The organism is Bradyrhizobium sp. LeoA1Lang, assembly GCF_055413685.1.
Genome location: NZ_JBVAPG010000086.1, coordinates 1 through 25297 on the forward strand (window position 1 = coordinate 1; position 25297 = coordinate 25297).

Consider the following 25297-nt stretch of genomic DNA (forward strand, 5'->3'; position numbering starts at 1 on the left):
GAACACATCGATGCCTACGTCAACGCGTACAACGACAAAGCCGAGCCCTTCGTCTGGACCAAGAAAAAGGTCCGTCAACGCCGCTTCACAGGGCGCCGTATCACTCAGCTCTGATTCCGGGTACTAGGGGCAAGCGTGCGCCGTCTTGCACCATCTCACAAACCTCGAGACGGCGGTACACCGATCAGCGCGATGGAAGCGTCGGCTGTCAGTCCGTCGAGTTCGCCGCGGGTGACAGCCATGGCCTGATCGATCGAATTCACGCCTGACAAATCGATTAGCTGTCCGCCGACGATCACGAAAATGTCGGGCGTGATCGTGCTGTCACCATTATAGATCGTTGTATCTTCCCATAGCCGCCGCAGGCCATCGAGCGCGGTCCGCGCAGTGACCCGGCGCACCACGCTATGGCTGCGTTGCACGCGAATGACGTCGTCGAGATCAATCGCGCGAACAGGGTTGCGGCGCTTCTTGAAGATGCCCCAGCTCCGCTCTTCCACCAAGCCCTGGAAAACGCGGATGCGCGGCGTGGCGGCTGCAAGCGCAACATGTTCCGGGCCAACCCCCATCGCCTTCGCGGCTATTTCACGCGCCTCGGTCTCTCCAACTTCTTCCTTTCGTTGACGCGCGCGCATTTCCGAAGCGCCCATCGCGGTCGCCCGGACACGATGGGTATTCGGATCGACCTCGATCGTCACTTCGACGCCCTCGGGCGCAGCGCCGAGCTTGACCACAGCTTCAATAGCCTCGCGCCTTATTCGTTTGATGTCCTCGGGCTTTGCATTGGGTATGATACGTTCCACCACGTCGCGGACCAACGCCAGTGCGACGCCGATAGAGGAAATCACTTCGGCATCCCTGGAGATTTCGTGGTGAAGGCCGGTCCGGACGGACGTATGAGGGATCAAAGCGGCCGCACCGCCACCTTCGCCGACGAGCAGCGCCTGATCGCGATCCAGCTTGTATTCGGTGATCAGATCGTCAACGACGGGGATAATCTTATCGGTAGCGATATCGAGTATAGCGCGTGCGGTATCCTCAATCGGCTTGCCGATGAAGGCCGCGAGCGCTGCCATGGCACGCCTTGCCGACTCCGTGTTGCCGCTGGCATGTAAACCGGGCTTGGCGTAGTCGAAAATGTTGGCTGCGCAGGTGTTGGTGATGGCATAACGGGTGCCGGTAGCCGAACGCAGCGCGACATAGTCGGCCGGATCGTCAGCCTTCGGCTGGAAGAACTCTATCTTGGGGTCGATGATGTCTTCAGGGGCGGCAAAAGCGGCGTAGGGGAGCCCGGCTATATGGGCACTCCGAGGGCCGACATCGACCAGTTTGCCGTCACGGGCGCGGACCATGCTGCCGCCAGCGATACCGATCACGCGAACGTCGAGCGAGCTGACATAGGTCTCGTGGCCGCCGACGCGCGCATATTTGACGGTCGGGCGCCCATTCCGGATTACGCCGATGTTGGTGCTGGTGCCGCCGACCTCGAAGTATATGCCGTCGGACACGCGCAGATACATCAAGGCTCCCGCGACGCTTGCCGCAGGGCCAGACAGCATCGTCATGACCGGACGGCGTCGCATCTCCTTGATATCCATCACGCCGCCGTCGCCGCGCATGATCATCAGGGGCGCCAGGATGCCGGCTTCGCGAACACTGGCTTCGGTCATCGAAGCGGTATCAATCATCTTTGGCAGGATGCTGGCGTTTATGACGGCGGTGCGGGTCCGTGTGGTCGAGCCATAGAGCTTGGTGATCTCGTTGCCGCAGGTTGCGGCTAAACCGGCCCTGACGGCCAGACGACGAACGGTTTCCTCGGCCTCGTTGTCATCGACGCCGAAGGCCGAACTGGCGACGACGACCTTCACGCCTTCGGCTTTGAGTTCATCGATCGCCTTGTCGACTGTCTCATCGCTCAACGTTTCCTTCATCAGGAAACGGTTGGCGGGCGTGAGATAGCGACCAGGCGCGAGTTCAATCGGCTTCATGGCGCTCTGCCCCTTGGCCAGCAGGGACTCCACGCGGGTCGACATCCCGATCACGCCCACACTTGCGACGTCGCCCTCAAGCAACGCATTGGTAGCCTGGGTGGTCGAATGGGCCAGAAAGATAACCTCGCGGGGGTCGACGGACGATTGCTCCAGCACATTACGAAACACCTCAACGACGCCTTTCGCGACGCCGCGCGGATCGGAATGAGTAGTGAGCACCGAGAACCGGCCGACCACCTCATGGGTCGCATTGTCGATCAACACAGCTTTGGTTAAAGTCCCGCCGACATCGATGCCGATGCGATAACCGCGAGCAGGTGTGTTCGGTTCCGTCAACTTGTTGTTGTCCTTCTAGTTGAGAGAACCAAGCATCAGGTAGCAGATCAATGAATTGACCGCGACCATCAGACATCCGAAGGGTAGGGCCGTTCTTAGGAAATCCCCGTGGCTGACCTTGGTTTGTCCAATTGTCCAAAGTGTCCACGAGTTGGTGGGGTCCATGCTCCCCTGCAGGATCGTTGGCGCAAGCCAGATCGAATAGAGATAAGGAATTGGGATATCGTTGTTCGCGAGCACAATGGCCAGCAACGCAGCACCCGTGCCGATTACGACCAGCGGCCCACGATAGATGCTCCCGATGCCTCCAAGCAAACCGAAGAAGATGGCGGCCTGCAGCGGCGTGTGCGGCAGCACTGGGCCGAAGAGCGGCTTCAGGGCATTGGCTACCTCAGGGGTCTGGCCGGCAACGATGATCATGCCGCAGATCGTCCATAACGCGGCCATGGTCGCAATGTCCGGAAACGCATCGGAGAACGTCTTGTTGAAGAGATTGATGCTGCCCTGAAATGTTCGATCGCGCCCCGTCAACACGAGTGCGAGCACGATCGAGACCAGGAAGGTCGGGATTATCTCCCATTTCAGGATCATGATCATGAGCACGGGAAAGATCGGCACGACGTAGGTGTAGTAGGGGGTCCGCCTGCGAACGGCAGGTTCATCGGCTAGGTCGATGGAAGACAGCCGGCGGACACCACCGTTCCGCAGGTAGATGAATTCGAGAAGCCACGCCGCCAGGATGTAAACGCACATTCCGACGATCCAGTACGTCAAATAGGGCGCTTCGTATTTGAGACCAGGAAACAGTTTTTGAAATGTTCCGAACTGAACCAGGTTGATGAAGGTGCCAGCACCGATTCCCATCGTGAACGCGGGCGCTGCAATGTAAGGCGGGATGCCCTGGCCGAGCATAATCGGCAGTGCGATGATGCCGATCGCGATTGCGGCGCCTACGCCGTACATCGACGTAAACAACAACGCGGTAACGAGCGTGATGGTCATCGCTGTGACAAGCGGCCGATCGCCCGCCAATTCCACCGCAGAGCGGATTACGCTTTCGGCGATACCCGTCTGGATCAGTACCTGCGCAAACCAGGCGCCGAACACGATGATGATGACCGCGCTCGCGTAGGCGACGCCGCCGGCTTGAAGGATTTTCTTCTGAATATCATCGATACCGATCCCTGCGATCGCCGACCACAGCACTGCCAGTATCAGCAGCATGATGATCGGACTCTGCCCCCGGATGATCAAAACAACGACGGCCAGAAATGCAACGAGCAGCGCAATGCCAGTCCCAACGTCCATGGTTGCTTCCCTTCCCGTTTCGCTGGCCATTTTTGATATCGGCCTTTTGGGAGGAACAAGCCTGGCATAACTGGCAGGGGCTGGCGAGACCAAGATACGGACACGTGCAATGAGTGAAACGCTCGTATATTGCGGCGCATTCGCGCCGCACCAATTGCGTCCAACGATCTTGCATTTGATGGAGAGCGTGTCCGAGCGTGTCGCTAATGCGATCGTTACGGCGTTCCGTGCCTGTCTTGAACGTCGCTGACGATAGCGATCAACGAATGACTTGTGCAGTGCACCGACCTGGATGGCTGCTGCGCGGTCTGCGCTTCTTGACTTGGCCCGATACCAGGGTCACACCTTCGCTGAAAAATCTGTTGCCGGTCGTAACGAAAAAAGAAGACTGGAGGATACCAATGACGAAATCGCTGAGCGAGAGCGAGGTCAACAACTATCGGGAGCGTGGCTACCATTTCCCGGTTGATGTCCTGAACGAAAGCGAGGTCGCAGAATTTCGCAGCAAACTCGAGGACTATGAGGTGAGGAGTGGCGGTCCGATCAAAGGCGAGATGCGTCATCGCAGCCATGTGCTCTTTCCCTGGATCAACGAAATGATCCGCCATCCCAAAATCCTCGATGCGGTCGAGGATTTGTTGGGTCCGGATATCCTCTGCTGGAATACGAGTTTCTTCATCAAGGAACCGCATGATCCCGGGTTCGTGTCCTGGCACCAGGATGCGACCTATTGGGGACTGAGTTCGTCCGATGTGGCGACCGCCTGGATCGCGATGTCGCCGGCCAACAGGTTGTCTGGCTGTATGAAGTTCGTGGCTGGGACCCATAAGCAGCAGGTCCAGCACGAAGATACTTTCGACCAGGATAACCTTCTGACCCGCGGTCAGGAGATCGCTGTGACCGTCGACGAATCCGAGGCTGTCTTTGTCGAGTTGAAACCCGGACAGGCTTCGTTGCATCATGTGCTGTTGTTTCATGGATCGGAACCCAATCGTTCCGATGACCGGCGCATAGGCTTGGCCATCCGCTACATCCCGACCCGTCTGAAGCAGGCGGTGGGGCAAAGGGATTGGGCGACGCTGGTACGGGGCACGGACATCTACCGTCACTTCGAGCCGGAATACGTGCCGAAGCGCGATCTCGAGCCTGAGGCACTGGCGTTCCACAAGGCGGTGACCGAAGAACAGGTTCGTGTGCTCTATCGCGGTACGGATAAGACGGCTTACCGTGCCTGACGATCGCTCACGGAGCTGAGTGGTCCGCGCCGATCAGTTCACTAAGTTCTTCGAGGTCGGCAGCCTCGCCGTCCTGTACGCATGGTCAGGACGGCCGCACCTGCTTGAACTCTATCCCGGAGCAGACAGATTGCTCCGCCGCCTCAGATGGATCGCTGGGCTATTGCTCAACTGATGAGCATATGATCCTATTGTGGGATGGAACCCAGTCACCTAAAGCCTGATCTGGTCATCTTCGACTGCGATGGCGTCCTCGTGGACAGCGAGATATTGAGCTGTCAGTGCCTGTCAGAGGTCCTTGGCGAGTTCGGCATAGAGCTCAGTAGGGACGATGCCCTCGAGTTATTTCTTGGCCGCAGCACGACGGCCATCTTGCAACACTACCAGGGGGACCAACGCCTCGTTCCCGAGAACTTTCTGGTCGCGTTGAAGGCGCGGGTGCTGCAACGGTTCAGGCATTCGTTGCGGCCTATCCTTGGAGTGGGCTCATTGATCTCCAATCTGCAGGTGCCGTTTTGTGTTGCATCGTCCAGCGATCTCGACCGGGTATCGCTTTCGCTGGCGTTGACCGGTCTGGCGCCGCATTTCGGCGACAGGGTGTACACGGCGCAGATGGTGGCCCGCGGCAAGCCGGCCCCCGACCTGTTTCTCCATGCGGCTGCGCAGATGCGCGCCGCACCACAGCGCACGCTTGTCATCGAAGACAGTGTCAGCGGTGTGACCGCAGCAAAGGCCGCCGGCATGACCGTATGGGGCTTTATCGGTGGCAGTCACTACCAGTCTGGTGATCGGCATAGCATGCTGCGCGATGCCGGCGCAGATCGTGTCTTCGACCGGATGGCGGACTTCTGGGGCGAAAGATAGCGGGCTTTCATGGCAGCACTCGAGAACGAGAAATCCCGTCTTGACGACGCCGCGCGCGCCGGCTGGCTCTATTTCATCGCCGGCCATACGCAGGACGAGATCGCCAAGATGCTGCAGGTCTCGCGAGCGTCCGCGCAGCGTCTGGTGTCGCTTTGCCTCGCAGAACGCCTGATCACCTTCCGCCTCGAACACCCTATTGCCGCATGCATGGAACTGGCGTTGAAGCTCAAGGATCGCTTCGATCTCGTTCACTGCGAGGTGGTGCCGTCGGACCCGGCGTCGCCGCATTCCGCCGCCGGCATCGCGGAACGTTGCGCCAATCTGCTGGACTCAACCCTGCGTCCGGAAACGCCGGTCATTGTCGCATTGGGCACCGGGCGCGCGGTGCGGGCCGCGGTGGAGCGCGTCACGCCGATCGAGCGACCGAATCACCAGATCGTCTCGCTGGTGGGAAACATCTCGGCGGACGGCTCGGCGAGTTTCTTCGATACGGTGGGGCGCCTTGCCGATCGCACCGGCGCCCGCCACTATCCGATGCCTCTGCCATTCCTGATGTCGTCGGAAGACGAGCGCAACCGTATGAACCGGATCGAACCAATCGCCAAGATCCAGGCGATTGCCGCGAGAGCCGACCTGCGTCTCATCGGCATCGGTCAGATGGACCAGAAGGCCCAGGTGCATGTTGATGGCTTCGTCAGCCGCGAAGAGCTGTTCGAGATGATGCGGCTTGGCGCCGTCGGCGAGGTGACGGGTTGGGCCTATGACGCCAAGGGCCGGCTCATCAAGGGGGGCACGAACAAGCGGTTGACCAGTATTCCTCCGCAGGTGCCGGCGCGGACCACCACGATCGCCGCGGCGATTGGGCAGGCCAAGGTTCCAGCGATCGGCGCCGCGCTGATCGGGCGCCTCATCAACGGCCTCATCACCGACGAAGCAACGGCCCGGGCTATCCTCGATCGATAGGGCCGGCACGATCGTCGCGTCTTCCTGAATGAAACGGATTTTCTCTCCGGCGCTGCGGGCAGCCGGATAGCGTGTGTCAGCTTGACAAGCTGAAAGGTTGATGTGAACATACGCTCAACGCGTGGGCATATGCTCAAACGCGACTATGGGAGGTTTACCGTGAAAAACGTCCATGGCGCCCTTCTGGGCGCGGCTGCGCTCTTGCTTTCAACTCCCTCACTCGCCCAGACCGCCCTGACGATTGCCACCGTCAACAACGGCGACATGATCCGCATGCAGGGATTGACGAGCGACTTCACCAGCAAAAATCCGGACATCACGGTCAAATGGGTGACGCTCGAGGAGAACGTGCTGCGCCAGCGCGTCACCACCGATATCGCGACCAAGGGCGGCCAGTTCGACGTCCTGACCATCGGCACCTATGAGGTGCCGATCTGGGCCAAGAAGAACTGGCTGGTGCCGCTCGACAAGCTCGGCGCCGACTACGACGTCGCCGATCTCTTGCCGAGGATCAAGGACGCGGTGTCCGTCTCCGGCAAGCTTTATGCGGCGCCGTTCTACGGCGAAAGCTCGATGACCATGTATCGGACCGACCTGTTCCAGAAGGCCGGGCTTACCATGCCGGAAAATCCGAGCTGGGATTTCGTGATCAGTGCGGCCAAGAAGCTGACCGACAAGGAGGCTGGGGTCTACGGCATCTGCCTGCGTGGCAAGGCCGGCTGGGGTGAGAACATGGCGTTCCTCACCGCTATGGCCAATTCCTATGGTGCACGCTGGTTCGACGAGAAGTGGGTGCCGCAGTTCGACAAGCCCGAATGGAAGAAAACGCTGGCGACCTATGTCGACCTGATGAAGGAGGCGGGCCCTCCCGGCGCCAGCTCGAATGGCTTCAACGAAAATCTGGCCCTGTTCAACGCCGGCAAATGCGCGATGTGGATCGACGCAACAGTTGCGGCGTCGTTTGTGACCAATCCAAAGGACTCCACGGTCGCCGACAAGGTCGGCTTTGCGCTCGCGCCGAACACCGGGCTCGGCAAGAACGCAAACTGGCTGTGGGCCTGGAACCTCGCGATTCCCGCAGGCTCCAAGAAGGTCGAGGCCGCCGAGAAATTCATCGCCTGGGCGACCGGCAAGGACTACGCAAAACTGGTTGCGTCGAAGGAGGGCTGGGCCAACGTGCCGCCGGGTACGCGGACGTCGCTGTACCAGAACCCTGACTATCTGAAGGTCGCGCCGTTCGCCAAATTGACGCTGGCGTCGATCGATGCCGCCGATCCGAACAAACCGACGGTGCAGCCGGTGCCTTACGTTGGCGTGCAGTATGCGGCGATCCCGGAATTCCAGGGCATCGGCACTGCAGTCGGCCAGCAGTTCTCGGCAGCACTGTCCGGCTCGACCAGCGTGGACGCGGCGTTGTCGGCGGCGCAGGCGTCGACGGAGCGGGAAATGAAGCGTGCCGGTTACATCAAATAGGTGGCTCCCTTGGCTCACACTCCCGAGCTAAGCCCCTCGCAGCCATCCGGCAGCTTGCACCGGATGGCTGCGCCTGCTTTGCAGCCGACGGAAACGGGGACGGGGACCCGACAAACGCAACTGCTCGCGCGGATGCTGCTGACGCCAGCGGTCGCGCTGCTGTTCATCTGGATGATCGTCCCCTTGGCGCTGACGATCTATTTCTCGCTGCTGCGTTACAATCTGCTCGACTCCGAATCCGCGCAGTTCGTCGGCTTTGAGAATTTTCATTACTTTCTGACCGACCCGGCTTTCCTCGCTTCGCTGCAGAACACACTGGTTCTGGTCGGGTCCGTGCTTGGACTGACCATCCTGCTCGGGATTCCGCTCGCGCTGTTGCTCGACCAGCCGGTCATCGGCCGCAACATCGTGCGGCTGATGGTGATCGCGCCGTTCTTCGTGATGCCGACGGTCAGCGCGCTGATCTGGAAGAACCTTCTGATGCATCCGGTGTCGGGTCTGTTCGCCTGGATCGCAAAGCTGTTCGGCGCGCCACCGATCGACTGGTTCAACGACGTACCGCTATTCGCAATTATCCTGATCGTCTCCTGGCAATGGCTGCCGTTTGCAACGCTGATCCTTCTAACGGCGCTGCAATCCCTGGACGAAGAGCAGAAGGAGGCGGCGGAGATGGACGGCGCCGGCGCGCTGTCGACCTTCATCTACATCACGCTGCCGCATCTGGCGCGACCGATCACGGTCGTGATCCTGATCGAGACGATTTTCCTTCTGACCGTGTTCGCCGAGATCTTCGTCACCACCGGCGGCGGGCCGGGATTGCAGACCACCAACATCGCCTTCCTGATCTATTCGCAGGCGCTGATCCAGTACGACGTCGGCGGTGCCTCCGCGGGCGGGTTGGTGGCAGTGGTCATCGCCAACATCGTGGCCTTCTTCCTGGTCAGGATCGTCGGCCGGAATTTGGAGGCCTGACGCATGGCGCGGATGGCAACAAGCAGGCATGTGGCGGTCTCGACCTTTGCGGCGTGGCTGGTCGGCTTCCTGATCTTCTTCCCGATCCTGTGGATGGTGCTGGCGAGCTTCAAGACCGAGCTCGATGCCTTCGCCATACCGCCAAAATTCCTGTTCTTTCACTGGACCACCGAGAATTATGCCGCCGTGCAGGAGCGCAGCGACTATGTCCATCATGCGCTCAACTCCATCATCGTGGCAGGCGGCTCGACGCTGATCGCGCTGCTGATTGCGATTCCCGCTGCGTGGTCGATGGCGTTCTCGCCGACCAAACGCACCAAGGATGTGCTGCTCTGGATGCTGTCGACCAAGATGATGCCGCCGGTCGGCGTGCTGGTGCCGATCTACCTGATCTACCGCGATTTCGGTTTGCTCGATACTTTGACTGGTCTCGTCTTCATCCTCTGCCTCGGCAATCTGCCGATCGTAATCTGGATGCTGTTTACCTATTTCAAGGAAATCCCGAAGGACATCCTCGAAGCCGCGCGCATGGACGGCGCAACGATCGGCCGGGAGCTCGTCTATGTGTTGACGCCGATGGCCGTCCCGGGGCTCGCATCAACGTTGCTCTTGAACTTTATCCTGGCCTGGAACGAGGCGTTCTGGACGTTGAATCTCTCGACGCTGGAGGCCGCGCCGCTGACCGTGTTCATCGCGTCCTATTCGAGTCCCGAAGGGCTGTTCTGGGCCAAGCTATCGGCCGCTTCCACGCTTGCGATCGCGCCGATCCTGGTGCTCGGTTGGTTCAGCCAGCGCCAGCTCGTCCGCGGCCTGACTTTTGGCGCGGTCAAGTAAAACGGAAAGGCTGGAGCCATGGGTCAGATCACGCTTCAGAATGTCCAGAAATCGTTCGGGCCTGTTCACATCATCAAGGGCGCCGATCTGGATATCTCGGATGGTTCCTTCGTCGTTTTCGTCGGACCCTCCGGCTGCGGCAAGACCACTCTTCTCCGCCTGATCGCCGGGCTCGAGGACGTCAGCGGCGGCAATATCCTGATCGACGGCAAGAACGTCGTCGACGTTCCGCCCGCCAAGCGCGGCTTGTCGATGGTTTTTCAATCCTATGCTCTCTATCCGCATATGAGCGTGCGCGGCAACATCGCCTTCGGCCTGAAGATGGCGGGCCTGCCGAAAGCCGAGATCAGCCGGAAGGTGGAGGCCGCGGCAGCAACCCTTAATCTGACGCCGTATCTCGATAGGAAGCCGCGCGAATTGTCGGGCGGCCAGCGCCAGCGCGTTGCGATCGGGCGCGCCATCGTCCGCGAGCCGAAAGCGTTTCTGTTCGACGAGCCGCTGTCAAATCTCGACGCCGCGCTGCGCGTGCAGATGCGCCTGGAGGTCACGCGGCTGCAGAAGCAGCTTGGCACGACGGCCATCTATGTCACGCACGACCAGGTCGAGGCGATGACAATGGCGGACAAGATTGTGGTGCTCAATGGCGGCAAGATCGAGCAATACGGGACGCCGCTCGAACTCTACGAAAAGCCGGCCAATCTGTTCGTCGCCGGCTTCATCGGCTCGCCGAAAATGAACTTCATCTCCGGCGAGGTCGCAGGCCGCCATGACGCGGCCACCATTGGCGTTCGCCCCGAGCACCTGAAAATCGCGCGCGACGGCGAGGGATGGCCGGGAAACATCATGGTCGCCGAGCATCTCGGCAGCGACACCTTTCTCTATGTCGACGCTGGCTCAATTGGAACACTCACCGCGCGCCACGTTGGCGAGCTCGATTTGAGCGCCGGCGACCGTGTCCTGCTGTCGCCGGATCCCGGCCGCCTGCATCGGTTCGATGAAAGCGGAAAATCGCTGCGGGCTTAACAGGAAGACCAAGATGTATCTGGAAAAATTCAAACTACCCGGCAAAACCGCAGTCGTAACCGGGGGCGGGCAGGGGATCGGCCTCGCCTGTGCTGAGGCGCTGGCCGAGGCCGGCGCGAGGGTCGTGATTGCCGATCGCGATGCGGCGGTAGCCGGCGAAGCGGGCGCCTATCTGAGCGGGAAGGGCTATCAGGCCGAGGTCGCGGTCGTGGACGTGACGGATTCACGGCGCGTTACCGAGGTTGCCGACGAACTCGTCGCCCGCTACGGCCGGGTCGATGTCCTCGTCAACAATGCCGGCATCGCGCGCAGCGAGACTCCGGCCGAAACCGTGACCGACGAGCACTGGCTGAATGTCATTGACGTCAATCTCAACGGCACCTTCTGGTGCTGCCGCGCCTTCGGCAGGCACATGCTTCAGGCGCGGACGGGCAATATCGTCAATATCGGCTCGATGTCCGGCTTCATCGTCAATAAGCCGCAGGAGCAGTGCTACTACAACGCCTCCAAGGCCGCGGTGCACCATCTGACCAAATCGCTCGCAGCCGAATGGGGCGCACGCGGCGTGCGCGTCAACGCGGTGGCGCCGACCTATATCGAGACGCCCCTGAACGCATTTGTGAAGGACAACCCCCGCATGTACGACGCCTGGATCGGCGGCACCCCGATGGCGCGGATGGGGCAGGTGGAGGAGATCGCCTCGGTGGTCCTGTTCCTGTCATCGGAAGCGGCCAGCCTCATGACGGGAAGCATCGTTCTTGTCGATGGTGGCTATACTTGCTGGTAAGCTTGCGTCAAAACTGACGGGAGCGAACATGCGGCAAGCCTTCATCGGCATCGACGTCGGAACCTCCAGCACGCGCGCGGGCATCTTCGACGAAAACGGAGCCCTGCTCGCAACTGCAAAACAGCCGATCGCGGTCTGGCACGAGGCAGGCGACATTGTCGAGCAGTCGTCGTCAGATATCTGGGCGGCCAGCGTTTCGGCCGTCCGCAGCGCGATGGCGGAGGCCGCGATATCACCGGAGTTCGTGAAGGGCATCGGGTTCGATGCGACTTGCTCGCTGGTCGCGCTCGATCGGCATGGCGAGCCGCTGACGGTGAGTACGTCAGGCGACAAGCAGCGCAACGTTATCGTCTGGATGGATCATCGCGCGATCGAGGAAGCGCGGCTGATCAATGACACGCAGGATGAGGTGTTGCGCTATGTTGGCGGCTCCATCTCGCCCGAGATGGAGATGCCGAAGCTGCTCTGGCTGAAGCGGCACTTGCGCGACAGTTTTGATCGCGCCGGGCATTTCTTCGACCTGGCCGACTTCCTCTCGTGGCGCGCGACGGGATCGCTCGCGCGCTCGACCTGCACGGTGACCTGCAAGTGGAACTACCTCGCCCATGAAGGGCGTTGGCGCGCGCCATATTTTGAACGCCTGGGCTTGAAGGAATTCGTCGAGGACGAATACCGCAGGATCGGCACCGAGATCGTCGCTCCGGGAACGGCGCTGGGGTTTGGCCTGACGGAACAGGCGGCGCAGGATTTCGGGCTGAGACCGGGGACGCCGGTCGGCGCCTCGCTGATCGATGCGCACGCCGGCGGGCTCGGCGCAATCGGCGGCCGGGACGCATCGGGCGCTGAAGTCGATGTCTGCAACCGTCTGGCCTACATCATGGGGACCTCCGCCTGTATCATGGCGACAACGGTCGACCCCTGTTTCGTACCCGGCGTGTGGGGACCGTATTACTCCGGCATGGTACCCGGCTTCTGGCTCAACGAAGGCGGGCAATCGGCGGCAGGTGCTGCGATCGATTATTTAATCCACTCCCATCCGGCCCACGCCGAGGCGAGCGACGCGGCAAGGCGCAACGGCGTGGAGATCATCCAGGTCCTCGAGGAGCGGATCATGGCCCGTGCGGGGCAGGCGAGCCGGGCGGCGCTGCTGGCGCGCGACGTTCATGTGCTGCCGGAATTCCTCGGCAACCGCTCGCCCTATGCCGATCCCGACACGCGCGCCGTCATTGCCGGCCTCGATCTCGATACGGATATCTGCGCGATGGAGCGTCTGTTCGTGGCGGGATTGTGCGGGCTCGCCTATGGCCTCGCCGACGTCATCGATGCCTTCAGGGCGCAGGGGGTCAACAGCAAGCTGATCGTCATGGGCGGCGGCGCGGGAAGGAGCCCGCTGGTGCGGCAGATCATGGCGGATACGACGGGCCTCACGGTGGCGCTGCCGCAAACGGCGGAGCCGGTCCTGCTCGGGGCGGCCATGCTCGGCGCCGTCGCCGCTGGTGCCTATGCCTCACTCGGCGAGACCATGGCCGCAATGTCGGCGCTCGGTCGCCAGACTGAGCCGGCCACGCCGGGCATGGAGGAATTCCACCGCCGAAAGCGGGAGGTGTACAGGTTGCTGCGCGGACTTGATCGCGGAAGCCGTGACGCGATGCGCGGTTTTGAAATCAACCGCGGCTAATCTCGAAAGGCTGAAAACGATGTTGCTGAGCTGTGGCGATGCGCTGATCGACTTCGTGCCCGTTGCGGCCGCGGACGGGCGCGAGGCAGTGCGACCAGCAGTGGGAGGCTCTTGTCTCAACGTCGCGGTCGGACTGGCACGGCTTGGTGCGCCGACCGGCTTTGTCGGTGGCGTCTCGACCGACCTGTTCGGCCGCATGATCGCCGACCGCGCCGCGGCATCCGGCGTCGACCTTCGCTATGCCACCCGCAGCGATCGCCAGACCACGCTCGCTTTCGTCCGAATGGTCGCAGGCGAGTCGCAATATGCGTTTTATGACGCGGAGACGGCCACGCGGGAATGGACCTATTCGCGCGGAAAAATTCCGTTCGAGACGATCGAGGCCGTCCACATCGGCTCAACGACGCTGGTCAACCAGAGCGGAGCCGTGGAAATCGCCGCGATGGTCGCCGATGCCAAATCATCGGCGACGATCTCGTTCGACCCGAACTGCAGGCCCAATCTGGTCAAAGACAAGACAGCCTATCTCGCGCGCATGGACAGGTTTATCGACAGCGCGGACATCGTTCGCATGTCGGACGTTGACTTCAACTATCTCTACGGGAAAGAGGCTTACGCGGCGAAGGCGGAAGAGTTCCTGGCTGGAGGTGGTAGCCTGTATGTCATCACGCGCGGAATGAAGGGAGTCCAGGCTTGGCATTCAGCGACGGGTGCCATCGAAGTCGGATCACCCGCGATCACGGTCGTGGACACGATCGGCGCCGGCGATAGCTTTCAGGCCGCGCTGCTGTTTGCTCTGCATAAGCAGGGCAGGCTCGGCAGGAGCGGTCTGAAGGACACCAACGCAAACGAGCTTCGTTTCGCGCTATCGTTTGCGTGCAGTTGTGCCGCGCAGACCTGCACGCGGGTTGGGGCAGATCCGCCCCGCAGCAACGAAGTTGCTTGGAAGTGTTAGAGGCATTGGTCGCCGCGACGCTCGACTATTCTTCGCGGTGAAGGCGGAAAAAATAAGCGCAGCCAATAATCGACGTTACGCTGACGGTGCGTCGTCTACGACGGCGCCGCCGCGTGCCTTGTTGCCGATTTCAATGACGCCGACGGCCGGGCCGAGCCGGGAGACCCGGGGGACCTCTCGGTCAACCGGAAGTTTCGCGAGCTCAATAACGTCATGCGTCAACCGACCGGCCGGCAATGGAAATCAGCGCTGATGCAGATCCGCCGCGATACGGGCGAGGTCACGAATATGACGATGCATCGCGCTGGAAAGTGACCCCTCTCAACCTCGACACCATGCCGCAGCAGTTGCGACCGCGGTAGCACCGGCAGTGGCTGAGCCACTGACCTCACAACAGGCCGGCGGTCAGCGGACTGTCGACGCCAACCTCACTCCCGATGTGGCTTTGGCGACGCTGTTGTCCGGGACGGGACTGATTGCGATTCAAACCGGTGCCGGCGCGTTCGTGATCGTGCCTGCACCCGCGCCCCCGGGCGCCCTACAACGGTCGCCCGAGTTGACCCGCTATTTATGGCCGGATCTCAGAGCACGGCTGACGCGCCAGTTGGGGTCTGAGGATTTCGCGGAAGAAGCCTTGCATGAGACCTGGCTGCATCTTCATCGCGACAGCGATCCCGGCCAGATCCAGAGCCCATCAGCCTTTCTGGCGCGTATCGCGGAGAACATAGCAAAGGACCGGCTCCGGGCGGAACGCCGCGCACGAAGGGTCGAGATCGAGGCGGCGCTTTCGGTTCCCGAATGAAAGCATGCCGCGCTTCATCGGCGGCGATCAAGTCGCTGGGCCGGTGGCCCAACTCTTGCTTCTGACAGGTGACAACAAAGGGTTATAGCGAGAGTTGGATTTGAAGAAAGTCCTGATTCAAAATGTCAGCAGTTGGTGCGCGAAGGTCTGGCGCGGGATCAAGGATTCCGTCAAGCACGCCCCAATGCACTAGCCGGAGGCGAACCAAAGCTGGCGGCTCGGGGCTGCGAGCGTTTCCGGCTGCAATCGTGCGGTCCACTTGGCTGTTTACGGCTGATCGCCTTCGATTGGTCGTCTCGTGCTTCTCCGCGGCGATATTGGTGTTTGGTGACGGCTTCGCCGTCAGTTGGTCTCTGCGAAAAAGATCAATCCTTGTGCCATACTGAAATCCGTCGAAGCGCATAGTTTCTTTTGATTTCTGCTGCGAAGAAAGGCTCTCTAAGCTTTTGCTCGCGGGGAGCTGGCGTCATGTTTGCCCTGAGCGATGCCTGATTTCCCTGCGACAGCTAAGAAAGCGCGGTTATGACCTCTGCCATCGTTTATTTCCTGAATGGTCCCAATGCGAATCTCTACGGGCTCGATAAGAGCGGCACCTATGGCCGGGAGAGTTTCGTCTCCATCAAGAAGCGCTGTAAAGATCACGCGGCATCACTTGGCCTGACCGTCGATTTCCGACAGTCCAATCACGAGGGCGTTTTGGTGGACTGGATCCAGGAGGCGAGGGAGAAGGCGGAGGGCATCATCATCAATGCCGCCGGGCTGACTTATTCCTCCGTCCCGATCCTCGATGCCTTGCTCGCTTTCGAGGGCCCGATCATCGAGGCGCATATGAGCAATATCTGGAAGCGCGAGCCGTTTCGTCATCACTCCTATGTTTCGCGAGCGGCGACGGGCGTGATCGCAGGGTTGGGCGCGCTTGGCTATGAACTGGCATTGACGGCGGTGTCGCGCCTGATCGCCGAAAAGGCCGCCCAATGACATCGGAGGTCATGGCGTTCTACAGCGCCTTCGATGACTTCGAGACGTGGCGTGATGTGCTTGCCGCAGAGGGTATCGATCTGCGCCAGGCCGACGACATCGCAAATCCCCTCAAGGTCAGGCAGGCGCTGGTGTGGAAGCCGCCGCATGGCTTTTTCGCCCGTTACCCAAATCTCGGGCTCGTGGTCAATCTCGGCGCCGGCGTGGATGCGCTGGTCGGGCGCGATGATCTGCCGGATGTGCCGATCACCCGCCTGTCCGATCCGAAGATGGCGCGGATGATGGCCGGTTATGTGCTATTCGCCGTGACGCGTCATGCGCGCGATATCCCGGCCTTCGAGCGCGCTCAACGCGAGCGTCGTTGGCGCTACATTCATCCGCGCGATCCTGAGACCATCAAGGTCGGCGTGCTTGGTCTCGGTGAGCTCGGGCTGACGGCGGCGTTGGAATGCGCGCGGCAGGGTTATCGGGTGCGCGGCTGGTCCAACACGCTGAAGTCGGTGGATGGCATCGAGACCTCTGCCGGCCTGTCCGCATTGCCGGACATTCTGGGCGATAGCGACATCCTGGTCTGCATGCTGCCCCAGACGCCGCAGACCCGCGGCCTTCTCGATGCCGAACGGCTGGCGCAGATGAAGCCGGGCGCCGTCCTCATCAATGTGTCGCGCGGCAACATCGTCGATGAGCCGGCTTTGATCGAAGCGCTTCGTTCGGCTCATATCGCGGAAGCGACGCTGGACGTCTTTGCCTCCGAACCATTGTCACCGGAGAGTCCTTTGTGGGCGATGGACAATGTTCTGGTGACGCCGCATCTGGCATCGGTGGCGCTGCCGCGGTCAGCGGCGCGGCAGATCGGCGAGAATGTGCGCCGGCTTCGGGCCGGGCAGGAGCTGCTAAGCCGCGTCGATCCCCGACGGGGCTATTGAGCCCGGCGCGAACTGGCCGCCAACGGCAAAGGCCTCGCGCGCGTAGTCGGCAAATGTCTGCACCGCCGGCCGCAGCGCATGACGCTTCAGGCGGAGCGCCATGACATGCGTCGGCGGCAGTTTCTCGGTGATGGGCACCACCGCGACGCGGCTGCCATCATAGCCGATAGTGGTGCGCGGAACGGCGTTATGGATCGAATATCCTTGGCCGTGCCCGATCAGTCCGCGGATCAATTCGAATGACCGGGTCCGGAACGAGATGCGCGGTTCGATGCCCGATGCCGTGAACAGGCTGGAGAAGTAATCGCGCGAATGCGGCAGATCCAGCAGGATGAACGGTTCGTCGCGCATTTCGGTCAGGCTGATCGAAGACCGGGTCGCCAAAGGATGACTGGCCGACAGGACGATATAAGGCGGCAATTCGCAGAACTTTTCGCCGATGATTTCATCGGGGACGGCAAAGGAATAGGACAGCGCCAATTCCGTCCGCCCAGAGATCAAGCCGTCGATGATCTCCTGCTGGTCGCCTTCCTCCAGTTTCACCGAGATGCCTGGCTGGCACACGCGAAAGCCGGCCAGCAGCCCAGGCATGAAGCGCGTCGCAAGCGTCAGGAAGCTGCCGACCACGATCTCGCCATGCAGGGTACTGCCAAGCGATTGAGCGCTTTGGGCAAAATCGCGAGCATGGTTGAGCAGCAGCCTCGCGTCATTCACCAGCCGCTGGCCTGCCGGTGAGAGCGTCACACCCTTCGCGAGGTGACGGACGAATATCTGGATACCGAGTTCCGCCTCCATCTGGCTCACCGCGGCGGAGATCGAGGGCTGAGAGACGTTCAGGCGCTTGGCCGCCTCCGTCACGCTGCCCGCGTCGGCTGTCTCAACAACGTAGCGTAGCGCCCGGAGCGAGAACTTCATCGCATTTTCCTATGCATCTCCAAACATAAAAATATTTTTCTTATGATAGGCCCTCCGGCACCTTGTCGTCCAGTCGAACAGGAGCCGATCAATGATCCGCACGGGTGAAGAGTACAAACAGGGCATTCGCGATGGTCGCGAGGTCTGGGTCGATGGCGATCGCGTCAACGATGTGACCACTCATCCCGCGCTGAAGCCGATCATCGATATCAAGGCCCGCATGTACGATATGGCGCATGAAGAGCGCTACAGCGGCGATCTGACCTATGTCGAAGGCAATGAGAAGCATTCGATCTTCTACCGGCCGCCGACGGAACAGAAGGACTGGCACGACAAGATCAAGGCTGTCGACCATGTGATGAAGGATATCGGTGGCGTCGTCACCCGCGTGGGCGACGAGACGATCGGCGAGATGTGGTCGCTCACCGACGGGCGCGACGTGCTGGCCGAGATTGATCCGCGCTTCGCCGCCAATATCGACCGGCATATCCGCGCCGTGATCGAGAAGGACGTCTTCCACGTCTCGGCCAATACCGACCCGAAGGGCGATCGCTCGCTGCCGCCGCAGCAGCAGGATCCCGACCTGATGGTTCACGTTGCCCGCGAGACCGATGCGGGCATCATCATTCGCGGCGCGAAATATGAAACCGCGGCCGCCTATGCCGATCAGGCCTATCTGAAGCCGACCGTCGGTGCCTGGGCGAATGAAAAGCTGTCCGACTACGCGGTGGGCTGCATCGTCAAGATGGGCGCGCCGGGCGTCAAGCATATTTGCCGCTCTGGTTTTGCCAATCGCAGCAGCGCCAAGGATTATCCGCTCGCCAACCGCTTCGACGAAGTCGAGGCGCTGGTTGTCTTCGACGACGTTCTGATCCCGTGGGAGGATGTATTCTTCTATCGTCATACCCGTGCGGCGCAGTTTGTGCGCTCGACACTGCACCGTTATTCGGCATTCCCCTATGTGCTGCGGTTGCTCTACACGGCCGACATGATGATCGGCGCGGCGATGTGGAATGCCAAGCAGACCGGTCTCGACAAACTGCAATCGGTGCGTGAGAAGCTCGCCGATCTCGTTTGCTATCGCGAAGGCATCAACGCACATCTCACCGCCTCGATCGCTATGGCGGAGAAGAGCCCCGGCGGTCTTTTGATGCCGCAGCAATCGATGCTCTATGCCGGCCGCGTGTTTGCCTGTTCGCAGCTTCCGGCGATGATGCACGTCGCCCGCGAGCTGTGCGGCGGCCAGATCTGCATCACGCCGAATGCCGATGCGTTTGAGGCCGAGGGTAGCGGTAAGTGGCTGAACAAGTTCTATTCGCTCAATGAGCAGTGGCAGGCCGACGATCGCCGCAAGCTGCTCGCTTTCGCGCGCGATCTGCTGAACTCCGACTATGCCGGCCACCGCCTGACCTTCGTGCAGTTCGCGCAGGCGCCGCACTTCAATCATCTGGCGGCCGTCTACAACAGCTTCGACTTCGCCGGACCGCTCGACTTCGTGAAGAAGTCGGCGGGTCTGTCGGACCGTATCGACGGGGGGCAATCGTGAGCCGTGCGTCTCACGACGTCGTCGCCGTCGATGAATTTCGCGACGCGATGCGGACGACCGCGTCGGGCGTCGCGGTGGTGACGACGGATGGTGAGGCCGGCCGGGCCGGTGTCACGGTCTCGTCGTTGTGCTCGCTATCGATGGAGCCGCCGTCAGTGGTGTTCAGCGTTCACCGCGACAATCGCAGCCTCGCTCTGCTGCTTGCCAATGGCGTGTTCGTCGCCAATGTTCTGTCCGATGCGCAGGAGCGTGTCGCCAGCAGCTTCGCCGGGCTGATCCCCGAATTGCGCGACAACCGCTTTCTCGCCGGCGAATGGTCAGAACTGCTCACCGGAGCGCCAGCGCTCGATGGCGCGTTGTGCAATTTCGATTGCCGCGTGGCCGGCCTATTCGATTTCGGCTCGCACCGCATCGTCACCGGCGAGGTGCTGAATGTCCGCAAACAAGCTGCGCTTCCTTTGATCTTCTGCGATCGCACATTCCGTCGTCTCGCTGCCGCCTGAGGATTTGGTTCATGACCCATCAGCGTTTCCGCAAGTTCAATACCAAAGATGCCTATCCCGAGCAGAGCCTCGACAACGATGTCTGCATGGTGGTGCGTGCCAACAACACGGTTTATGTGCGTGGCCAGACGGCGATGGATCTCGACGGGAAGATCGTCGGCATCGGCGATGCCGCTGCGCAGACTGAAAATGCCATGTTTTGCGCCAAGGTGCTGCTTGAAGAGGCAGGTTCGGGCCTGCAGGACGTGGTGAAGATCGTCATCTACATCACCGATCGCGCCTATCGCGAGCCGGTCTACCGGGTTGTCGGCAAGTGGTTGAAGGGCGTCTATCCGGTTTCGACCGGAATTATCGTTCAGGGGCTCGCCAAACCTGAATACATGATGGAAATCGACATCATCGCGGAAATTCCAACGTAGCACTGCGTCGATCTTCGACGCCAAAGTATAGCTACGATTATTCTGAAATGAGATCTTTCGAATGAAAGATCAACGGAGTTTTTTGCGCTGGAAATACTTGAAAATATTGCCGAATTCGTTTGCTTGGCATGGTGTTTGCTTTTCTCTCGGGGTCATAATTCTTGTGAGGTTTCGAGATGAAGCGCGCTTTGAAGCTTACTGCACTGATGTTGCTGTCGACGCTCGCGATCGGCGGGCAGGCATCTGCCCAGGAGAAGCTGGTCGTCAGCACCTGGGGTGGAAGTTTCCGCGATCTGATCGACGAGGCGATCGCGAAGAAGTTTACCGCCGAGACCGGCGTCAAGGTCGAATACATCACCGGCGGCACGATCGACCGGCTGAATCAGGCCAAGCTCGCCGCAGCCAAGCCCGAGAGCGACGTCACCTTCACGACGGCCCATGTCGGCTGGCTCTATGCCAACGACAATCTGTTCGAGAAGCTCGACATGGCGAAGATTCCGAATGCCAGCCATTTGGTCGAGCAGGCCAGGATCAGCCCGTACCACATCGGCGCCTGGGCCTATGTCTACACCATCGGCTATTTGCCTGACCGGCTACCCAAGGGCGTCAGCTTCGACAGCTGGGAAGGCCTGTGGAATCCCGCGCTCAAGGGCATGATCTCGTCGCCCGATTTCGACCCGAGTCATGTGATGGTCGTTGCGGCCAACCTGTCGGGCGGTGATGCTGCGAATTGGGAAGTCGGCGAAGCCAAGATGAAGGCGCTGAAGCCGAACTACAAGGCATTCTACACCAATGACGCCAACAGCCAGCAGCTGTTCGCCACCGGTGAGACGCCAGTCCAGGTCGTGCTGTCGATGAATGCCTATTACATGCAGAACCAGGGCGTGCCGATCAAGCTCGTGATCCCGAAGGAGGGCGCGGTGCTCGGTGTCGACACCATGGCCATCACCAAAGGTTCGACTAAGGCGGAGCTGGCCTACAAGTTCATGAACATCGCCCTCGATCCGGAAGTTCAGGCCAAGATCGCCGAACTGAAGAAGGGCAGCCCGGTGGTCGACAATGCCAAGCTCAAGCCCGAGATCGCCTCTTTGACCGGCGTCTTCTCCACGCCGGATCAGTGGGCGAAACAGACCCTGTTGATCGACGCCAAGCTGCGCGCCGAAAAGACCGGTACCTGGCGCAAGTGGTTCACCGAGAACATTATGGCTCCATAACATGGTCCTGGTCGCGATCCGGCTGATACCGCCGGATCGCGGTCCATCGCTTTGAGTTTGCCCACGTCGAGTTTGTCCATGAACACACGTCCGTTTCTGGGTTGGTTCGTTTCGCCGGCCGGCCTCGTCGCTGTGGCCCTGGTCGCGGCGATGCTGGCCGTCTTTCAATATAGCGTCCGGGCCTATATTCCCGGCTCGCTCGAAGTCGGTGAGTTCACGTGGCAGAATTTCGCGGCCATGCTGCGGCCGCTCTATGCTTTGGCATTCTGGAATACAGTGTTGCTGTGTTTCGAGACGGCGGTGTTCACGCTGATCCTGGCCTATCCGCTGGCTTATGCGCTGGTGCGCACCAATAGCTCGGCGCTGCGCTCCCTTATTCTGATCGTGTCGGTCACGCCGCTGTTTCTCGGCGAGGTAGTGCGGACCTATTCGTGGATGATCGTGCTCGGCAACAACGGCTTTCTGAATACGCTGCTGCTCAAGCTCGGTCTGGCGGATCGTCCGGTGCAGATGATGTTCACCGCTGGCGGCGTGGTCGCTGCGCTGGTGCATGTGACCATGCCGATCATGGTGATCATGCTGGCCGCAGCGCTCTCGCATATTGACCGCAACTACGAGAAGGCCGCCGAAAGTCTCGGTGCCGGTCCGGTCCGCGTTTTCCTCACCATTACCCTGCCGCTGTCGATGCCCGGAATCGTCGCCGGTTTCTCCACGGCCTTCGCATGGACGTTCAGTGCTTTCGCGACGCCGCAGCTGATCGGCGGCGGGCGTGTCAGTACGGTGTCGACGCTGATCTATCAGCTCGGCTTCTCGTCCTTCAATTTCCCCTTTGCTGCCAGTCTCTCCATCATTGGCCTCGCATTGTCGCTGGCCGTGGTCGCCTTGCTGAAGAAGGCCGCGAGCCCACTCGAACGTATGGCGGCCACGACATGAAGCGCTCTCCAGGCGCCCTGCTGCTTCGATGGTCGGGACGCATCCTCGTCGCCGCCGTTCTCCTGTTCGTGCTGCTGCCGGGCATCGTAGTGGCGATTTCGGCCTTCAACGACCGTGCGATCTTGGTTTTTCCCCCGCAATCTTGGTCGCTGCGCTGGTTCTGGCGCGCGTTCTCCTATCCCGATTTCGCCAAGGGCTTCTGGAATGGCCTGACGGTGACGGTGTGGGCGTCGAGCATCGCGCTGGTGGTCGGCTCGGCCTTCGCCTTCGCCATTCACCGCTACAAATTCGCGCTCAGGAATCTTCTCGAAGGCATTTTGCTGTCGCCGCTGATCATCCCGCACTACACAATCGGCCTCGGCGTTCTCATCCTCGCCTCGCAGACCAATGTCGGGCGCGGCCTTCCACTCGTCATCTTCGCCCATGTGGTAATGGTGCTGCCTTTCGTGATGCGCAGCACTTACATCTCGCTGGAGAATCTCGACATCCGGCTCGAACTGGCGGCGTCCAGCCTTGGCGCCACGCCGCTGCGGATCCTGTTCACCGTGACGATCCCGCTTTTGATTCCGGGCTTGCTGAGCGGCTGGCTATTCGCAGCAATTCTATCGTTCAATGAATTCACGGCGACTCTGTTCGTCAGCAGCCACGCCACGCAGACGCTGCCGGTCGCCATGTACAATTACGTCCGCGAATTCGCGGATCCCACACTGGCCGCCCTGTCGGTCATCTACATCGTCGTGACCGCGACCTTGCTCACGATCGCCAATTCCTTCCTGGGCCTCGGGAAAATCCTGAATGTTGATGCGCACTAATCAGATGGCTGCAAATACGTCAGTCGCGGGAAGCGACAAAGCCCGTCCGGCCGTGCAGCTCGACGGCGTCACCAAGCGCTTCGGCGATTCCATCGCGCTGCATGAGGCCTGGCTGAAGATCGGGTCGAGCGAGTTCATGACCTTGCTGGGACCGTCAGGTTGCGGAAAGACCACGCTGCTCAATCTTGTTGCGGGCTTCCTCGAAGCGGACGGTGGCGAGATCTTTATTGAAGGCGCTCTGGTCACCGAAACGCCGGCGCACATGCGCGAGATCGGCATCGTGTTTCAGAATTATGCGCTGTTTCCGCATATGAGCGTCGCGAAGAACGTCGCTTATGGACTGAAGACCCGCGGCGTCGACAAGAAGGAGATGGCGCGCCGTGTCGACGAGGCGCTGGCGCTGGTCAAGCTCACCGGTTTCTCAGACCGCAAGCCCCGGCAATTGTCGGGTGGTCAGCAGCAGCGTGTTGCGCTCGCGCGTGCGCTCGTGATCAAGCCGAAGGTGCTGCTGCTGGATGAGCCGTTCTCGGCGCTCGACAAGAATCTGCGTGGTTCCATGCAGGTCGAGCTCAAGCAGATTCAGCGCGAGCTCGGCGTCACCACGATCTTTGTTACCCATGACCAGGGCGAGGCGCTGTCGATGTCGGATCGCATCGCGGTGATGTCGGCCGGACGCATCCGCCAGATCGCCGCGCCTGACGATATCTATCGTCGTCCCGCCGATCGCTTCGTCGCGTCCTTCGTGGGTGATGCCAACGTTCTCAACGGTCGGCTCGTCGAGCGGAGCGGCGATGCCGCGGTGGTCTCGATTGGTGATGTGCGCGCGAGCGTTCCTGCAGCATCTATTGCCGAAGTATCGATTGGCGGTTCCGTGGATGTCTTCGTACGGCCGGAACATCTTTCCGTGACGTCGCGAGGGGCATCGGGATCGTTGCCTGGCACTGTGACGACGCAGGTGTTCCAGGGCGGCCATGTCGATCTCTATATCGACGCGCCAGGTAGCGCGCGCGATCATATTTTGCTGCGGTCGCCGGGCATTGCGGCACTGTCGTCCTGTCCGGTCGGAGCCGAGATCGGATTGTCGATGGGCTCCGACGACATCGTGGCGTTTCCGCCGGGCGAGGCGCCGTGAGGCGTCTGCGTCTAGAACGACGGCGCCGCGCCCGGATTCTTCGCGCGTGCGACATAGTCTTTCTGCTGCGGCCGATAGCGCTCCCACAGTGCGCGCAATTCGCCGATCGGCGCGTCGTGCCAGTCGACACGCAGGTCGACTACCGGCCAGTCGAAGAGGTGAGCGACATGCAGGCCCGCCGCATGCTCGTCGTCGGTCTCACCGCCGGCATCGAGGCCGGCTTCGAGCGTCGACATCAACCGCTCCGCCAGTGGCTGGCCAGTGGTCGCCTCGAACCGCGCAATCATCGTGCCGGGCACCTTGTCGTCGGCGAGCAGATTGCCAAGCGCGAGGCAGCCAGCGCCTTCAGCAATTGCCGCCGTGGCCAATGCCTGAGCGCCGGAATGCCAGGCCACCTGACCGTAACGATCGATCACGCCGACCTGTCGCCATGCTGGCTGCGGTGTGCCGAGCGTGAGGCTGTTGAGGACGGCAGCGGCACCGAGGCCCTGACGCAGCAGCGCAAGACCGGTCGGGCCGAGCGCCGGGTCGGTCACATTCTGCGACACCACGAGGCCCAGAGGCCCGACCCACGCGCAGCGCGCCGGCACCGCGATACTGGACGACGTGATGGCGATGCCGAATGCGCCGGTCTCCGGACAACGCGCCGAGATAGAATAGGTCATCGTGATGCTCCTGTATTCGAAAAAGTAATGGTA

The 25297-nt window shown here is 61.1% G+C and carries 24 protein-coding genes and 1 pseudogene; 21 read left to right on the forward strand and 4 right to left on the reverse strand.

Annotation, left to right across the window (positions count from 1 at the left end; genetic code table 11):
• Window positions 1-114 (forward strand): annotated as a pseudogene (locus tag ACZYOF_RS25890) (IS630 family transposase); the annotation flags it as partial.
• Window positions 115-155: 41 nt separating this feature from the next.
• Here ACZYOF_RS25890 and ACZYOF_RS25895 read toward each other — a convergent pair.
• Entirely contained in the window at window positions 156-2327 is a 2172-nt protein-coding gene (locus tag ACZYOF_RS25895; RefSeq protein ID WP_463717548.1) for a hydantoinase/oxoprolinase family protein, read from the reverse strand.
• 15 nt (window positions 2328-2342) lie between these two features.
• Complete coding sequence (locus ACZYOF_RS25900; RefSeq protein ID WP_463717549.1) at window positions 2343-3665, reverse strand: hypothetical protein; 1323 nt, start codon at window positions 3663-3665, stop codon at window positions 2343-2345.
• A gap of 206 nt (window positions 3666-3871) precedes the next feature.
• Between ACZYOF_RS25900 and ACZYOF_RS25905 the strand changes: the two genes are divergently transcribed.
• From ACZYOF_RS25905 to ACZYOF_RS25965, 13 genes are all read left to right on the forward strand, one after another.
• Window positions 3872-4870 carry a phytanoyl-CoA dioxygenase family protein gene (locus tag ACZYOF_RS25905; RefSeq protein ID WP_463717550.1) on the forward strand — a complete coding sequence of 333 codons (999 nt, stop codon included), beginning with the start codon at window positions 3872-3874 and terminating at the stop codon, window positions 4868-4870.
• 198 nt (window positions 4871-5068) lie between these two features.
• Window positions 5069-5734, forward strand: a complete 666-nt coding sequence (locus tag ACZYOF_RS25910; RefSeq protein ID WP_463717551.1) for an HAD family hydrolase — start codon at window positions 5069-5071, stop codon at window positions 5732-5734.
• Window positions 5735-5743: 9 nt separating this feature from the next.
• On the forward strand, window positions 5744-6697 hold the full coding sequence (locus tag ACZYOF_RS25915) for a sugar-binding transcriptional regulator (protein WP_463717552.1): 954 nt from the start codon (window positions 5744-5746) through the stop codon (window positions 6695-6697).
• Between the two features lie 159 nt (window positions 6698-6856).
• On the forward strand, window positions 6857-8170 hold the full coding sequence (locus ACZYOF_RS25920; RefSeq protein WP_165421051.1) for an ABC transporter substrate-binding protein: 1314 nt from the start codon (window positions 6857-6859) through the stop codon (window positions 8168-8170).
• Window positions 8171-8233: 63 nt separating this feature from the next.
• Window positions 8234-9142, forward strand: a complete 909-nt coding sequence (locus ACZYOF_RS25925) for a carbohydrate ABC transporter permease (protein WP_463717553.1) — start codon at window positions 8234-8236, stop codon at window positions 9140-9142.
• A gap of 3 nt (window positions 9143-9145) precedes the next feature.
• Window positions 9146-9976, forward strand: coding sequence for a carbohydrate ABC transporter permease (locus ACZYOF_RS25930; protein WP_463717554.1), 831 nt, complete (start codon window positions 9146-9148; stop codon window positions 9974-9976).
• 18 nt (window positions 9977-9994) lie between these two features.
• The gene (locus ACZYOF_RS25935; protein ID WP_463717555.1) at window positions 9995-10999 is read left to right on the forward strand and encodes an ABC transporter ATP-binding protein; all 1005 of its coding nucleotides are present in this window, start codon (window positions 9995-9997) and stop codon (window positions 10997-10999) included.
• A gap of 13 nt (window positions 11000-11012) precedes the next feature.
• Window positions 11013-11786, forward strand: a complete 774-nt coding sequence (locus ACZYOF_RS25940) for an SDR family NAD(P)-dependent oxidoreductase (RefSeq protein WP_282526841.1) — start codon at window positions 11013-11015, stop codon at window positions 11784-11786.
• A gap of 28 nt (window positions 11787-11814) precedes the next feature.
• Entirely contained in the window at window positions 11815-13464 is a 1650-nt protein-coding gene (locus tag ACZYOF_RS25945) for an FGGY-family carbohydrate kinase (protein WP_463717556.1), read from the forward strand.
• 19 nt (window positions 13465-13483) lie between these two features.
• Entirely contained in the window at window positions 13484-14419 is a 936-nt protein-coding gene (locus tag ACZYOF_RS25950; protein ID WP_463717557.1) for a carbohydrate kinase family protein, read from the forward strand.
• Window positions 14420-14864: 445 nt separating this feature from the next.
• On the forward strand, window positions 14865-15221 hold the full coding sequence (locus ACZYOF_RS25955; RefSeq protein WP_463717558.1) for an RNA polymerase sigma factor: 357 nt from the start codon (window positions 14865-14867) through the stop codon (window positions 15219-15221).
• Between the two features lie 522 nt (window positions 15222-15743).
• Window positions 15744-16199: a type II 3-dehydroquinate dehydratase gene (locus tag ACZYOF_RS25960; protein ID WP_463717559.1), complete on the forward strand. Its 456-nt coding sequence runs from the start codon at window positions 15744-15746 to the stop codon at window positions 16197-16199.
• Window positions 16196-17125: a 2-hydroxyacid dehydrogenase gene (locus ACZYOF_RS25965; protein WP_463717560.1), complete on the forward strand. Its 930-nt coding sequence runs from the start codon at window positions 16196-16198 to the stop codon at window positions 17123-17125. The genes ACZYOF_RS25960 and ACZYOF_RS25965 overlap by 4 nt, the downstream gene beginning before the upstream one ends.
• Here the strand turns inward: ACZYOF_RS25965 and ACZYOF_RS25970 are convergent.
• Entirely contained in the window at window positions 17093-18040 is a 948-nt protein-coding gene (locus tag ACZYOF_RS25970; RefSeq protein WP_130578103.1) for a LysR family transcriptional regulator, read from the reverse strand. The two genes, ACZYOF_RS25965 and ACZYOF_RS25970, sit on opposite strands and share 33 nt — an antisense overlap.
• A gap of 91 nt (window positions 18041-18131) precedes the next feature.
• On the opposite strand from ACZYOF_RS25970, the gene ACZYOF_RS25975 reads away from it, so the two are divergent.
• The 7 genes from ACZYOF_RS25975 to ACZYOF_RS26005 all read left to right on the forward strand — a co-directional run bounded on the left by ACZYOF_RS25975 (window position 18132) and on the right by ACZYOF_RS26005 (window position 24599).
• Window positions 18132-19586 (forward strand): 4-hydroxyphenylacetate 3-hydroxylase family protein, encoded by a 1455-nt coding sequence (locus tag ACZYOF_RS25975; RefSeq protein WP_463717561.1) that lies wholly within the window; start codon window positions 18132-18134, stop codon window positions 19584-19586.
• Window positions 19583-20089 carry a flavin reductase family protein gene (locus ACZYOF_RS25980; RefSeq protein ID WP_463717562.1) on the forward strand — a complete coding sequence of 169 codons (507 nt, stop codon included), beginning with the start codon at window positions 19583-19585 and terminating at the stop codon, window positions 20087-20089. The genes ACZYOF_RS25975 and ACZYOF_RS25980 overlap by 4 nt, the downstream gene beginning before the upstream one ends.
• An 11-nt stretch (window positions 20090-20100) precedes the next feature.
• On the forward strand, window positions 20101-20508 hold the full coding sequence (locus ACZYOF_RS25985) for a RidA family protein (protein ID WP_130578105.1): 408 nt from the start codon (window positions 20101-20103) through the stop codon (window positions 20506-20508).
• Between the two features lie 176 nt (window positions 20509-20684).
• Complete coding sequence (locus ACZYOF_RS25990) at window positions 20685-21722, forward strand: ABC transporter substrate-binding protein (protein ID WP_463717563.1); 1038 nt, start codon at window positions 20685-20687, stop codon at window positions 21720-21722.
• Window positions 21723-21854: 132 nt separating this feature from the next.
• A complete protein-coding gene (locus ACZYOF_RS25995) occupies window positions 21855-22655 on the forward strand; it encodes an ABC transporter permease (RefSeq protein WP_463717564.1) in 801 nt (266 codons plus the stop codon).
• Entirely contained in the window at window positions 22652-23467 is an 816-nt protein-coding gene (locus ACZYOF_RS26000) for an ABC transporter permease (RefSeq protein WP_130578108.1), read from the forward strand. The genes ACZYOF_RS25995 and ACZYOF_RS26000 overlap by 4 nt, the downstream gene beginning before the upstream one ends.
• On the forward strand, window positions 23451-24599 hold the full coding sequence (locus ACZYOF_RS26005) for an ABC transporter ATP-binding protein (RefSeq protein ID WP_463717565.1): 1149 nt from the start codon (window positions 23451-23453) through the stop codon (window positions 24597-24599). The genes ACZYOF_RS26000 and ACZYOF_RS26005 overlap by 17 nt, the downstream gene beginning before the upstream one ends.
• A gap of 11 nt (window positions 24600-24610) precedes the next feature.
• On the opposite strand, the gene ACZYOF_RS26010 is transcribed toward ACZYOF_RS26005, so the two are convergent.
• Window positions 24611-25264: a DUF1028 domain-containing protein gene (locus tag ACZYOF_RS26010; protein ID WP_463717566.1), complete on the reverse strand. Its 654-nt coding sequence runs from the start codon at window positions 25262-25264 to the stop codon at window positions 24611-24613.
• Window positions 25265-25297: the final 33 nt, after the last annotated feature.